Here is a 13136-nt window from a genome sequence, read left to right as displayed (position 1 = left end):
GGCGATCACCGGGATCCACGCCCCCTCGCTTCGGGGGCCCGGCCACAGGTCGTTCCTTTCGAGGGCCGGCGCGAACCGGCCCGCACACAAAAGAGACCCCCGGCGTCAAGTCGACCGCCAAAGGTCCCTGTGTACTACAGGCGTTCTTTCACCATACGGCAGCACAATGCCGGATATGGAAGGACTTGAGACGCGGATCACAGGTGATCATGGAACCGTGGCGGCATTCCGAAGGTCTGCACCATCCTGTCATCCACCGACCGCAGGTCCGTACCAAGATCGACGACGTGCGGGCCCGTCCGGCACACCCCCTGTCCGGCATGTCCCTGGGTAAGAAACAGCGTGGGCGATCACACTTCGGCCCCTGCCCGGCGCGGACTACCATCAGCTCATGACCCGTGTACTGCTCGCCGAGGACGACGCGTCCATCTCGGAGCCGCTGGCCCGCGCCCTGCGCCGGGAAGGCTACGAGGTCGAGGTGCGCGAGGACGGCCCCACCGCGCTCGACGCCGGCATACAGGGCGGCGTCGACCTGGTCGTGCTGGACCTCGGTCTGCCCGGCATGGACGGCCTGGAGGTGGCCCGCCGGCTGCGCTCCGAGGGTCACGCCATTCCGATCCTCATCCTCACCGCGCGCGCCGACGAGGTGGACACCGTCGTCGGTCTGGACGCGGGCGCCGACGACTACGTCACCAAGCCGTTCCGGCTGGCCGAGCTGCTCGCCCGGGTCCGGGCCCTGCTGCGGCGCGGCGCCACGGAACCGCAGCAGCCGCCCGCCACCCACGGCGTGCGCATCGACGTCGAGTCGCACCGCGCCTGGATGGGCGACGAGGAACTCCAGCTCACCGCCAAGGAGTTCGACCTGCTGCGGGTCCTCGTGCGCGACGCGGGCCGGGTCGTCACCCGCGACCAGCTGATGCGCGAGGTCTGGGACACCACCTGGTGGTCGTCGACCAAGACCCTCGACATGCACATCTCCTGGCTGCGAAAGAAACTCGGCGACGACGCGGCCAACCCCCGCTACATCGCCACGGTGCGGGGTGTGGGCTTCCGCTTCGAGAAGAGTTGACCCCCTCCACTTCCGGCACATCCGGCCGGCTCTAGCAGGTTGCCGAGGACATGCGTCGCCGTCTGATCCAGTCCACCCTCGCCGTCGTGCTCGTCGTCATCGCCGTGTTCGGGGTGTCCCTCGTCATCGTCGAGACCCGCACGATCAGCAACAGCGCCCAGGAACGGGTGGACTCCGAGGCGCTGCGACTGGCCAGCATCGTCGACAGCCGGCTGGTGGGCTCGGAGGACATCACCGCCGACATACTGCGCGACCAGGTCACGCAGGACCGGTACGCCGAAATCAGGATCCCCGGCCGGACGGTCATCCAGGTCGGCGCCAAGCCCGAGGGCGACGTCATCAAAGCGACGGCCCAGGGCGAGGAGGGCGAGACCGTCCTCGTCCAGGAGCCGCGCTCCACGGTGACCCGGGAGGTCGGCCGTACCCTGCTGATCATCGCGCTGGTGGCGCTGCTCGCGGTGATCGCCGCGGTGCTGCTCGCCATCCGCCAGGCCAATCGCCTCGCCTCGCCCCTCACCGACCTCGCGGAGACCGCGGAACGCCTCGGTTCGGGCGATCCGAGGCCCCGTCACAAGCGGTACGCCGTCCCCGAACTGGACCGGGTGGCCGACGTCCTCGACTCCTCCGCGGAACGCATCGCCCGCATGCTCACCGCCGAACGCCGACTGGCCGCGGACGCCTCCCACCAGCTGCGCACCCCCCTGACCGCCCTGTCGATGCGCCTGGAGGAGATCACCCTCACCGACGACCCGGACACGGTGAAGGAGGAGGCGACGATCGCGCTGACGCAGGTGGAGCGGCTGACGGACGTCGTGGAACGCCTGCTGACCAATGCCAGGGACCCGCGCACCGGCTCGGCGGTCACCTTCGACCTCGACGAGGTCATCCAGCAGCAGCTCGCCGAGTGGCGGCCCGCCTACCGGGGCGTGGGCCGCGCCATCGTCAGCTCCGGCAAGCGTCATCTGCGCGCGGTGGGCACACCCGGCGCGGTCGCCCAGGTGCTGGCCGCCCTGATCGAGAACTCGCTCATGCACGGCGGCGGCACGGTCGCGCTGCGCACCCGTGTCACCGGCAACCAGGCCGTGGTCGAGGTCACGGACGAGGGCCCCGGCGTCCCCGCCGACCTGGGAGCCCGCATCTTCGAGCGGACGATCAGCGGCCGCAACTCCACGGGCATCGGTCTGGCCGTGGCCCGCGACCTGGCGGAGGCCGACGGCGGCCGTCTGGAGATGCTCCAGGCCCAGCCCCCGGTCTTCGGCCTGTTCCTGTCCCGCACGGCGCCGCAGAAGCGCGTGACGGAGGACGACGAGCCGACGGTCCGGTAGGGCCGCGCGGGCCCTGGCAGGCCCCGGCCGTTCCCCGGGGAGGGTCAGCCGACCCGTTCCCTGCTCTTCGGCTCCGGCCGACGGGCCTGCTCGGCCACCGTCAGGAACGACTCCGGACCGGCCACGGCCTGCTGCGCCGGCAGGGCCTTGAAGACCCACGTGCGGTACGACCAGAACCGGAACAGCGTCGCGATCCCGATGCCGACGAACTTGAACACGTTGTTCTGCAGCGGGCTGTCCCAGCCGAAGCCGTACGTCGCCACGAACAGCAGCCCGTTCTCGATCACCAGGCCCACCGCGCTGAACAGCAGGAACAGCGTCAGTTCCTTCGTTCGGCCGCTCTTGTCGCGGTCACGGTAGGTGAAATAGCGGAACCCGACGTAGTTGAAGACGATCGACACGACGGTCGCGAGCACGCTGGCCCGCACCACCTGCAGATCGGTGAGATGACGGACGAGGTTGAACACGCCGAGGTTGACCAGCAGCCCCGCGCCGCCCACGGCTCCGAACTTGGCCAGCTCGCGGACGAGCCTCTTCAGCCCCGAGGAACCATGCGCCATGGTCGTACAGGCCCCCGTCCGGGTTCGGTTTCGTCAACCCAGCCATGCTAACCACCACTCTTGTCGGTTTCCTGTGGTCCGGCTCACGGGTCGCCGACCAGCGGGGAAGATGCGCGGAAACAGCGGGTATGAGGCAGTCAAGGAGCCGGTAAGAGGCGCGGGATCCGGCCGCGCCCGCGTGGCCGATACTCTGGGGTGGTGACGTTCCCGGTAGTCGGCATGGTCGGCGGGGGCCAGCTCGCTCGTATGACACACGAGGCGGGCATCCCGCTCGGCATCAGGTTCAAGCTCCTCAGTGACACCCCACAGGATTCCGCGGCGCAGGTCGTGAGCGATGTCGTCATCGGCGACTATCGCGACCTCGACACGCTGCGCGAGTTCGCGCGCGGGTGCGATGTGATCACCTTCGATCACGAACACGTACCCACCGAGCACCTCCGGGCGCTGGAAGCGGACGGCATCCCCGTCCGCCCCGGCCCGGACGCGCTGGTGCACGCCCAGGACAAGGGGGTGATGCGCGCCAGGCTCGACGCGATCGGCGTTCCGTGCCCACGGCACCGGATCGTGTCGGATCCGGCCGACGTGGCCGCGTTCGCCGAAGAGGGCGACGGCTTCCCCGTCGTCCTGAAGACCGTCCGCGGCGGCTACGACGGCAAGGGCGTGTGGGTCGTCGACTCCGCCGAGGAGGCCGAGGACCCCTTCCGGGCCGGCGTCCCCGTCCTGGCGGAGGAGAAGGTCGACTACGTCCGCGAACTCGCCGCCAACGTCGTGCGCTCCCCGCACGGCCAGGCGGTCGCCTACCCGGTCGTGGAGTCGCAGCAGGTCGGCGGCGTCTGCGACACGGTGATAGCGCCGGCCCCCGGACTGGACGAGTCCCTCGCGCTGCAGGCCGAGGAGATGGCCCTCAACATCGCCAAGGAACTGGACGTCGTCGGCCACCTCGCCGTCGAGCTGTTCCAGACCCGCGACGGCCGCATCCTCGTCAACGAACTGGCGATGCGCCCGCACAACTCGGGCCACTGGTCGATGGACGGCGCGATCACCTCGCAGTTCGCCAACCACGTCCGCGCCGTCCTGGACCTCCCGCTCGGCGACCCGCGCCCGCGCGCCCGCTGGACGGTCATGGTCAACGTCCTCGGCGGGGACTACCCGGACATGTACTCCGCGTACCTGCACTGCATGGCCCGCGACCCCCAGCTGAAGATCCACATGTACGGCAAGGACGTGAAGCCCGGCCGCAAGGTCGGCCATGTCAACACCTACGGCGAGGACCTGGACGACGTCCTCGAGCGCGCACGTCACGCAGCCGGTTACCTGAGAGGCACGATCACAGAATGAGCCCTGTCGTAGGCATCGTCATGGGGTCGGACTCCGACTGGCCCGTCATGGAGGCCGCCGCCCAGGCCCTCGACGAGTTCGAGATCGACTACGAGGTCGACGTCGTCTCCGCGCACCGCATGCCGCGCGAGATGATCGCGTACGGCGAGCAGGCGGCCGAGCGCGGGCTCAAGGCGATCATCGCGGGCGCCGGCGGCGCGGCCCACCTGCCCGGCATGCTCGCCTCCGTGACCCCGCTGCCGGTGATCGGCGTGCCCGTGCCGCTGAAGTACCTGGACGGCATGGACAGCCTGCTGTCCATCGTGCAGATGCCGGCCGGCGTCCCCGTCGCGACGGTCTCCGTCGGCGGTGCGCGCAACGCCGGTCTGCTCGCCGCCCGCATCCTCGCCGCCCACGACGAGGACCTGATGGCCCGGATGCGCGAGTTCCAGCAGGAGCTGAACGACCAGGCCACCGAGAAGGGCAAGCGGCTGCGCGCCAAGGTCGAGGGCTCGAACGGCTTCGGCTTCGGGAAGTGACGGCGAAGTGACGGAGCCGACCTCACTGGACGCGGCCCGCGAACTCCTGCGCGAGTTCCCGGTCGCCGACGGTCACAACGACCTGCCCTGGGCGCTGCGCGAGCAGGTCCGCTACGACCTCGACGCCCGCGACATCGCCGGGGACCAGCACGCCCACCTGCACACCGACATCCCCCGGCTGCGCGCGGGCGGCGTCGGCGCGCAGTACTGGTCCGTGTTCGTGCGCGCCGACCTGCCCGACGCGGTCCCGGCGACGCTGGAGCAGATCGACTGCGTGCGGCGGCTCATCGCCCGCCACCCGCGCGACCTGCGCGCCGCGCTGACCGCCGCGGACATGGAGGCGGCGCGCGCGGAGGGCCGTATCGCCTCGCTCATGGGCGCGGAGGGCGGCCACTCCATCGCCAACTCCCTCGGCGTCCTGCGCGGCCTGTACGCGCTCGGCGTGCGGTACATGACGCTCACCCACAACGACAACGTCGACTGGGCGGACTCCGCGACCGACGAGCCCAGGGCCGGCGGACTCACCGCGTTCGGCCGCGCGGTCGTGCGGGAGATGAACCGCGAGGGCATGCTGGTCGACCTCTCGCACGTGGCGGCGACGACGATGCGCGACGCGCTCGACGCCACGGCCGCGCCGGTGATCTTCTCCCACTCCTCCGCGCGGGCGGTGTGCGACCACCCGCGCAACGTCCCGGACGACGTCCTGGAGCGCCTGCCCGCCAACGGCGGCATGGCGATGGTGACGTTCGTGCCGAAGTTCGTCCTCCAGGCGGCGGTCGACTGGACGGCGGCGGCCGACGACAACATGCGTGCCCACGGTTTCCACCACCTGGCCACCACCCCGGAGGCGATGAAGGTCCACCGGGCCTTCGAGGAGACCAACCCGCGTCCGGTCGCCACCGTCGCCACGGTCGCCGACCACCTCGACCACATGCGCGAGGTCGCCGGCGTCGACTGCCTCGGCATCGGCGGCGACTACGACGGCACGGCCTTCACCCCCGACGGCCTCGACGACGTCTCCGGCTACCCCAACCTGATCGCGGAGCTCCTGGACCGGGGCTGGTCGAGGGCCGATCTCGCCAAACTGACCTGGCAGAACGCGGTGCGCGTGCTGGGCGCGGCGCAGGACGTGGCCCGCGATCTGCAGGCGACGCGCGCGCCGTCCAGCGCGACGATCGAGTCGCTGGACGGCTGAGTACGGCCGCCGGGGGCGGGCGGGGCGGCCGGTGCGGCCGACCGCCCCGCCCGTACCCCCGAACGCCCCGTCCACCAGGAAGCCCCTCGCCCGCCGTGCGACGGTGACCGTACTGCTGATCGACGTACGGAGACCGTCATGGCCGACCTCCAGGACGAACTGCACTCCCTCCCCGAGGCCGGCGAGCTCGACGACAAGGCGCGGACAGTCCCCTTCGCCCAGCACCCGCCGACGGCCATGGAAAGCCTTCCGGAGCCGGAGAGCAGCTCGCTGGACCGCGCCCGGGCCCTCCTCGCCGCGCACCCCGTCGCGGACGGCCACAGCGGGCTGCCCCGGGCGCTGCGGCGCCTGCCCTGGTACGAGCTCCAGCTCGGCGAGAGCGCCGTCGACACGCATGTGCGCCGGATGCGCGAGGGCCATGTGGGCGCACTGCTGTGGTCGCTGCAGCTGCCCGAGGACCTCGGCGCCGACCGGGCCGTCGGCGCCACCCTGGAGCAGCTGGACCTCGCCCGGTCGGTGATCGCCGCGCACCCCGAGGGGCTGCGGCTGGCCCGCAGCGCGGGACAGGTCATCGACGCCCGCCACTGCGGGCGGGTGGCCGTCGTCCTGGGCCCGGCCACGGCCGCCGCGCTGGACGACTCCCTGGCCGTCCTGCGCGTGCTGCACTCGCTCGGGCTGCGCGTCCTCGCCCTCCTCGGGACCTCATGGGCCGGCGAGGCGGGTCTGACGCGGTTCGGCGAGGAGGTGGTGCGCGAGATGAACCGGCTCGGTGTGCTCGCCGACCTCTCCGGCGCGTCCGACGCCACGATCGGCCGTACCCTCGCGCTGTCCAGGACGCCCGTCCTGTGCACCCGCTCCGCCGCCCGCGCGTTGCGCCCCCACCCCGACAACCTGTCCGACGGACTGCTCGCCGAGCTGGGTGCGGCCAAGGGGCTGTGCCTGGTGCCGCTGACGGCCGAGCAGACCGGCCCGGACGTGCGCGAGGTCGCCGACCATCTCGACCACGTCCGCGCGCTCGCCGGCCCCGCCTGCGTCGGCCTGTCCGGCGCCTACGACTCCGGCGCCGCCGGGGAGCAGGGTCTCACCGACCCCGACCGCTTTCCGCACCTGATCGCCGAACTGCTCGGCCGCGGCTGGCCGGAGTCCGACATCGCCCTGCTGACCTGGGGCAACATGCAGCGCGTCCTGCGCACGGCCGACTTCGCGGCCCGCGCGGCCACGGAACGCCGCACACAGTCGACGGCCCGCATCACAGAACTGGACCCCCCAGACCGCTGAGCCGCCAGACGGCTGAGCCCCCAGACCGCTGAGCCGCCAGACGGCTGACCCCCCAGACCGCTGACCCCCCAGACCGCTGCGCCGCCAGACGGCTGAGCCGCCAGACGGCTGAGACGACCGCCCCGGCCGCGCGCGGGGGCCGGACTCGGCCCCCGGTCAGGCGCCGCCCCCGGGTCGGGCGTCGGCGTTGAGGTCGGACTTCGGTGCGGGTCAGGGGGTGGGCTGGTCGATGCGGCACAGGCAGAACGGGTGGCCCGCCGGGTCGGCGTACACCTGGAAGTCCTTCTTCTCCCGGTCCTCCAGGTCCAGCGGGCGCGCGCCCAGCTCCAGCACCCGCTCGTGGGCGGCGTCCATCTCCTCCCAGGTGGCGCCGCCGTCGAGGTCGAGGTGGAACTGCTGCGGGTTGCGGTCGGCGCGCGGCCACTCCGGCGGGGTGTAGCCCTCCACCTGCTGGAAGGCGATCCGGGGCCCGCCGGGGACGTGCAGGACGTACCAGTCGTCCTCCCCGTCCTCGGCCTCGGGCGTGCCGCCCAGGAGCGCCGCGTAGAAGCCGGCGAGCGCGCGCGGATCGGGACAGTCGAGCACGACGGAGCGGAAACGGGCGACGGGCGGCATGGAACCCTCCTGATCAGAACGGTGCGGACGTGGCAGCACGTGGATCACGTCTCGGCCGCCGGGTGGAGCTCAGCAGCGGCAGAGGCAGAACGGGTGCCCAGCGGGGTCTGCGTACACACGCCAGCCGCGTGAGCGGTCCTCCGCGTCCAGCGGCTTCGCACCCAGCGCGAGCACGCCCCGCTCGGCCGCGTCCAGGTCGTCGACCGTCAGGTCCAGATGGAACTGCTGGGACTGTTCGGGCGCGGGCCACGCGGGCGGGACGAACCCGGGGGCGGCCTGGAAGGACAGCGTCCGACCGCCGGGCGTCCTGACGTCCACCCAGTCCCCGTCGCCCTCGACGGTGCCGCCCAGCACCTCGGCGTAGAAACCGGCCAGCGCACGCGGGTCGGGACAGTCCAGGACGACGGCGCCCAGCTCGGCGAGAGCCATGACTTTCCTCCTCGGAGTCGGTGATCCCTGCTTCTCGGTCGCCTGCTTCTCTGTTACTGGTAGAAGCCGGTAACCGGTAACGGTTACTGCATGCTCCCGCATTGGCGGTAACGTCGCAAGCATGAGTGACAGATCGGCCGCCCCCGGCGAGCTCGCCCTGGTCGAGTCCCTGGTCAACACGCTGGACGTCGAGTCGGGCGCCGACGCGCTGGACACGCAGGAGGGCCGGGCGCGGTTCGGGCTGGCCGACGACGAGGTGGAGCAGGCCCGCGAGCTGCGGGAGTCCCTGCGGGCCGCCCTGTTGGCCCACGCGGGTCACGCGCCGCACCGCGCGGTGACCCCGCTGGGCGAGCTGCTGGCGTCCGCGCCCCTGGTGGTGACGGTCGACGAGCACGACGGCTCGGCCGGTCTCGCTCCCACGGCGCCCGCCGCCGGCGGGGCACCGCTGCTCTCCCGCACGGCCGCCGCCGTGGCGCAGGCGCTCGTCGCCGGCACCTGGAGCCGGCTGAAGGCCTGCGAGGCCGTGACGTGCCACTGGGCGTACTACGACCGCAGCCCGGCCGGCCGGGGCCGCTGGTGCTCGATGCAGGTGTGCGGGGCGCGCGCCAAGATGCGCCGGTACCGGGCGAAGTAGTTCACCGGCACCGGCACAGGCCGGTGGTGCAGAATGCAGGAAGACGCCGGTTCGGCCGACTGAGCCTCGGCCGAACCGGCGTCGTCCGTCGCCGCGGCTAGGCGGTCGGGCGGCCCATGCCCCGGTAGGTCCACCCGGCCTTGCGCCACAGCTGCGGGTCCAGCGCGTTGCGTCCGTCGAGGATCAGCCGGGTCGTCGCGACCTCGCCGAGCGCCGCCGGGTCCAGCTCGCGGAACTCCCGCCACTCGGTCAGGTGCAGGACGGCGTCGGCGCCCCGTACGGCATCGAGCGCCGAGTCGGCGTAGCCGAGGGTCGGGAAGAGCCGGCGGGCGTTGTCCATGCCCTTCGGGTCGTACACCGTGACCTGGCCGCCCTGCAGGTGGATCTGCCCGGCCACGTTGAGCGCGGGCGAGTCCCGGACGTCGTCCGAGTCGGGCTTGAAGGTGGCGCCGAGCACGGCGATCCGCCGGCCCAGGAACGATCCGCCGCCCAGCTCCTGCCGCGCCAGCTCGACCATCCGCCCGCGCTGACGCATGTTGATGGAGTCGATCTCGCGCAGGAAGGTGAGCGCCTGGTCGGCCCCCAGCTCGCCCGCGCGGGCCATGAAGGCGCGGATGTCCTTGGGCAGACAGCCGCCCCCGAACCCGATCCCCGCCCGCAGGAACTTCTTGCCGATCCGGTCGTCGTACCCGATGGCCTCGGCGAGCTTGGCGACGTCGCCGTCGGCGGCCTCGCACACCTCCGCCATCGCGTTGATGAAGGAGATCTTGGTGGCGAGGAAGGAGTTGGCGGAGGTCTTCACCAGCTCGGCCGTGGGGAAGTCGGTCACGACGAACGGGGAGCCCTCCCCGACCGGCGTCTCGTACACCTGCCGCAGCAGCGCCTCGGCCCGCTCGCTGCGCACCCCGACGACGATCCGGTCCGGGTGCAGCGTGTCCTGCACCGCGAAGCCCTCCCGCAGGAACTCCGGGTTCCAGGCCAGCTCGGCGTCCTCGCCGGCGGGCGCGAGCTCGGCGATCATGCGCGCCAGCCGGTCGGCCGAGCCCACGGGCACGGTCGACTTGCCGACCACGAGGGCGGGCCGCGTCAGATGCGGGGCGAGGGACGCGACGGCGGACTCCACGTACGACATGTCGCAGGCGTACTCGCCGTGCTTCTGCGGGGTGTTGACGCAGACGAAGTGGACGTCGCCGAAGGCCCCCACCTCGGCCCAGTCCTGGGTGAACCGCAACCGCCCGCTGGACCCCTCGAACCCGGCGACGTGCCGGCGCAGCAGTTCCTCCAGTCCCGGCTCGTACATGGGCGTCTCGCCGCGCTCGAGCATCTCGATCTTCTCTCGCACGACGTCGAGAGCCAGCACCTCGAAGCCCAGCTCGGCCATGGCCGCGGCGTGCGTGGCGCCGAGATAGCCGGTGCCGATCACGGTGATCTTGAGGGCCATGGGTGCTCCAGGTGGGGGATGTCGTCGCTGCGCGCCCGAGCATAGTCGGGGCATGTCGGCGCTCTTGACCGGGCAGATCACCGATGAGATCCACCCTGTCGCCAAGCTCACGTATCACTCGGTCGGGCGGACCTTTAAAATTTGAGTTACTTAACGGTAATTAGCGTCGGTAACCGCAGCGTCTCTGGAGTGTGAGGACACCTTGGCCGGATCGGCTGACTTCGACCTGTACCGCCCGTCCGAGGAGCACGACATGCTCCGCGACGCCATCCGCTCCCTGTCCGAGGCGAAGATCGCGCCGTACGCGGCCGTGGTGGACGAGGAGGCCCGCTTCCCGCAGGAGGCGCTGGACGCGCTGGTGGCGAGCGACCTGCACGCGGTGCACGTGCCCGAGGAGTACGGCGGCGCGGGCGCGGACGCCCTGGCGACGGTCATCGTCATCGAGGAGGTGGCCCGCGTCTGCGTGTCCTCCTCCCTGATTCCCGCGGTGAACAAGCTGGGCTCCCTCCCGGTGATCCTCTCCGGCTCCGAGGACCTGAAGAAGAAGTACCTGTCGCCGCTGGCCAAGGGCGACGCGATGTTCTCGTACGCCCTCTCCGAGCCGGACGCCGGCTCGGACGCGGCCGGTATGAAGACCAAGGCGGTCCGCGACGGCGACCACTGGATCCTCAACGGCGTCAAGCGCTGGATCACCAACGCCGGCGTGAGCGAGTACTACACGGTCATGGCCGTCACGGACCCGACGAAGCGCAGCAAGGGCATCTCCGCGTTCGTCGTCGAGAAGTCCGACCCGGGAGTCTCCTTCGGCGCCCCGGAGAAGAAGCTGGGCATCAAGGGCTCGCCGACCCGCGAGGTCTACTTCGACAACGTCCGCATCCCGGCCGACCGCATGATCGGCGAGGAGGGCACGGGCTTCGCGACCGCGATGAAGACCCTGGACCACACCCGCATCACGATCGCCGCGCAGGCCCTCGGCGTCGCCCAGGGCGCCTTCGACTACGCCAAGGGCTACGTCCAGGAGCGCAAGCAGTTCGGCAAGCCGATCGCCGACTTCCAGGGCATCCAGTTCATGCTCGCCGACATGGCCATGAAGATCGAGGCGGCCCGCCAGCTGACGTACGCGGCGGCGGCCAAGTCCGAGCGCCTGGACTCCGACCTCACCTTCCAGGGCGCGGCGGCCAAGTGCTTCGCCTCGGACGTGGCGATGGAGGTCACCACGGACGCGGTCCAGCTCCTGGGCGGCTACGGCTACACCCGCGACTACCCGGTCGAGCGGATGATGCGCGACGCGAAGATCACGCAGATCTACGAAGGCACGAACCAGGTCCAGCGCATCGTCATGGCGAGGAACCTCCCCTAGCAGGACGCGCACAGGTCAGCGACTGTCTCGGTGACACCGCCCGGCTGCCTCGGCGGCCGCCACGGGCGACCGGGCAGCCGCTGACCGGACCCTGTGTCTCTCCCGCCCGCCCTCCGTCCGTCTCCCGGCCGGAGGGCGGCTGCGTGTGGTGGCCCCTCCGCCTCCGGTCCACGATGGGAAGACGGGGAGACAGGGAGACGGGGGCGGAGGAGGTGCGTGATGCCGCGTGACGACGGGCTGACCCTGCGCCTGCGACGCGTGCTGCCCGCCGCGCCGTCGGCCGTGTTCCGGGCCCTGACCGATCCGGCGGAGCTGGCCCGCTGGTGGGGCCCCGACGGGTTCACGATCCCGGACGTGCGCAGCGACCTGAGAGCCGGCGGCGCCTACCGCATCGCGATGCGGCCCCCCGACGGCCCGCCGTTCCACCTGGCGGGGGAGTTCCTCGCCGTGGAGCCCCCGCGGCTGCTGCGCTACACCTTCCGGTGGGAGGAGCCCGACCCCGAGGACGGGGAGACGGTGGTCACGCTGACGCTGCGCGACCTGGCGGGCCCCTCGACCGAGCTGGCCCTCACCCAGGAGGGCTTCGCCACCGAGCGGCGGCGCTCCCTGCACGAGGAGGGCTGGAGCCAGGGGTTCGGCAAGCTCGAGGCGCTGTTCGCGCCGCCCTGAGCACGGACGGCGGGCCCGGACGGCAGCCTGGACGGCGGGTTCAGTCCTCGAGACCCTCGGCCACCCGGCGCTCCCGCAGCTCCCTGATCGCCCGGCGCCGGGCCAGCCGGTGCGTGCGCCGGATCTGGGCCTCCTGGTAGCGGCGCTCGTCGCGCTCGGTCTCCGGGAGGACCGGCGGGACGACGCGGGGCTTGCCGTCGGCGTCGACGGCGGCGAAGACCAGGTAGGCCGAGCCCACCTGGGTGGCCGGGGCGGACTCGTTCCAGCGCTCGGCCAGCACCCGCACGCCGACCTCCATCGAGGTCCGGCCGGTCCAGTTGACCTGGGCCTTCACATGGACGAGGTCGCCCACGCGGACCGGCTCCAGGAACGCCATCTCGTCCATGGACGCGGTGACGGCGGGACCGCCGGAGTGCCGCCCGGCCACGGCGCCCGCCGCGTCGTCGACGAGCTTCATGATCACGCCGCCGTGCACCGTCCCCAGCAGGTTGGTGTCGGCGTGGGTCATGATGTGGCTGAGGGTGGTGCGGGACGCCGACGTGGGCTTGCCCGGGATGTCCGGGGTGCTGCCCGAGTCCGCCGCGGTGACCTGGTCTGTCATGTCCTCCACCTTATGGCCGAGGCGGACAACCCGGGACTTTGTGTCAGCTTGGCAACAGCGCGGCCCTGATTCTCCGACGACCCTTGTACGGCACACGGCCCTGC

Annotated in this window: 14 protein-coding genes; 9 read left to right on the top strand and 5 right to left on the bottom strand. The window is 71.8% G+C overall.

Going from position 1 to position 13136, the window contains the following annotated elements; translation table 11 throughout:
- Positions 1–391: 391 nt before the first annotated feature.
- Both ACZ7DE_RS14995 and ACZ7DE_RS14990 read left to right on the top strand, forming a co-directional pair.
- Positions 392–1069 carry a response regulator transcription factor gene (locus tag ACZ7DE_RS14995; protein WP_470761191.1) on the top strand — a complete coding sequence of 226 codons (678 nt, stop codon included), beginning with the start codon at positions 392–394 and terminating at the stop codon, positions 1067–1069.
- A 50-nt stretch (positions 1070–1119) separates the two neighbouring features.
- Complete coding sequence (locus ACZ7DE_RS14990; protein WP_470761189.1) at positions 1120–2394, top strand: ATP-binding protein; 1275 nt, start codon at positions 1120–1122, stop codon at positions 2392–2394.
- Positions 2395–2438: 44 nt separating this feature from the next.
- Here ACZ7DE_RS14990 and ACZ7DE_RS14985 read toward each other — a convergent pair whose 3' ends face one another.
- Entirely contained in the window at positions 2439–2954 is a 516-nt protein-coding gene (locus tag ACZ7DE_RS14985) for a GtrA family protein (RefSeq protein ID WP_470761187.1), read from the bottom strand.
- A 198-nt stretch (positions 2955–3152) separates the two neighbouring features.
- On the opposite strand from ACZ7DE_RS14985, the gene ACZ7DE_RS14980 reads away from it, so the two are divergent.
- The 4 genes from ACZ7DE_RS14980 to ACZ7DE_RS14965 all read left to right on the top strand — a co-directional run bounded on the left by ACZ7DE_RS14980 (position 3153) and on the right by ACZ7DE_RS14965 (position 7283).
- Positions 3153–4292: a 5-(carboxyamino)imidazole ribonucleotide synthase gene (locus ACZ7DE_RS14980; protein WP_470761186.1), complete on the top strand. Its 1140-nt coding sequence runs from the start codon at positions 3153–3155 to the stop codon at positions 4290–4292.
- Positions 4293–4312: 20 nt separating this feature from the next.
- On the top strand, positions 4313–4810 hold the full coding sequence (purE, locus tag ACZ7DE_RS14975; RefSeq protein WP_470762007.1) for a 5-(carboxyamino)imidazole ribonucleotide mutase: 498 nt from the start codon (positions 4313–4315) through the stop codon (positions 4808–4810).
- 7 nt (positions 4811–4817) lie between these two features.
- Positions 4818–6005, top strand: coding sequence for a dipeptidase (locus tag ACZ7DE_RS14970; protein WP_470761184.1), 1188 nt, complete (start codon positions 4818–4820; stop codon positions 6003–6005).
- A 138-nt stretch (positions 6006–6143) separates the two neighbouring features.
- Entirely contained in the window at positions 6144–7283 is a 1140-nt protein-coding gene (locus tag ACZ7DE_RS14965) for a dipeptidase (protein WP_470761182.1), read from the top strand.
- Positions 7284–7493: 210 nt separating this feature from the next.
- Here the strand turns inward: ACZ7DE_RS14965 and ACZ7DE_RS14960 are convergent, their stop codons facing one another.
- Together ACZ7DE_RS14960 and ACZ7DE_RS14955 are read right to left on the bottom strand one after the other, a co-directional pair.
- Complete coding sequence (locus ACZ7DE_RS14960; RefSeq protein WP_470761180.1) at positions 7494–7898, bottom strand: VOC family protein; 405 nt, start codon at positions 7896–7898, stop codon at positions 7494–7496.
- Between the two features lie 69 nt (positions 7899–7967).
- Entirely contained in the window at positions 7968–8327 is a 360-nt protein-coding gene (locus ACZ7DE_RS14955) for a VOC family protein (RefSeq protein WP_470761178.1), read from the bottom strand.
- Between the two features lie 121 nt (positions 8328–8448).
- Between ACZ7DE_RS14955 and ACZ7DE_RS14950 the strand changes: the two genes are divergently transcribed.
- The gene (locus tag ACZ7DE_RS14950; RefSeq protein WP_470761176.1) at positions 8449–8961 is read left to right on the top strand and encodes a CGNR zinc finger domain-containing protein; all 513 of its coding nucleotides are present in this window, start codon (positions 8449–8451) and stop codon (positions 8959–8961) included.
- Between the two features lie 97 nt (positions 8962–9058).
- Here ACZ7DE_RS14950 and ACZ7DE_RS14945 read toward each other — a convergent pair whose 3' ends face one another.
- A complete protein-coding gene (locus ACZ7DE_RS14945) occupies positions 9059–10402 on the bottom strand; it encodes a UDP-glucose dehydrogenase family protein (RefSeq protein ID WP_470761175.1) in 1344 nt (447 codons plus the stop codon).
- A 202-nt stretch (positions 10403–10604) separates the two neighbouring features.
- On the opposite strand from ACZ7DE_RS14945, the gene ACZ7DE_RS14940 reads away from it, so the two are divergent.
- On the top strand, positions 10605–11762 hold the full coding sequence (locus tag ACZ7DE_RS14940) for an acyl-CoA dehydrogenase (protein WP_470761173.1): 1158 nt from the start codon (positions 10605–10607) through the stop codon (positions 11760–11762).
- A gap of 219 nt (positions 11763–11981) precedes the next feature.
- A complete protein-coding gene (locus tag ACZ7DE_RS14935; protein ID WP_470761171.1) occupies positions 11982–12431 on the top strand; it encodes an SRPBCC family protein in 450 nt (149 codons plus the stop codon).
- A 40-nt stretch (positions 12432–12471) separates the two neighbouring features.
- Here ACZ7DE_RS14935 and ACZ7DE_RS14930 read toward each other — a convergent pair whose 3' ends face one another.
- Positions 12472–13032 carry an acyl-CoA thioesterase gene (locus ACZ7DE_RS14930; RefSeq protein WP_470761169.1) on the bottom strand — a complete coding sequence of 187 codons (561 nt, stop codon included), beginning with the start codon at positions 13030–13032 and terminating at the stop codon, positions 12472–12474.
- Between the last annotated feature and the right edge of the window lie 104 nt (positions 13033–13136).

This window comes from Streptomyces sp. NPDC037083, from assembly GCF_055606485.1.
Note: the sequence above shows the minus strand (reverse complement) of the source record. Positions and strands in the feature narration are given on the sequence as shown.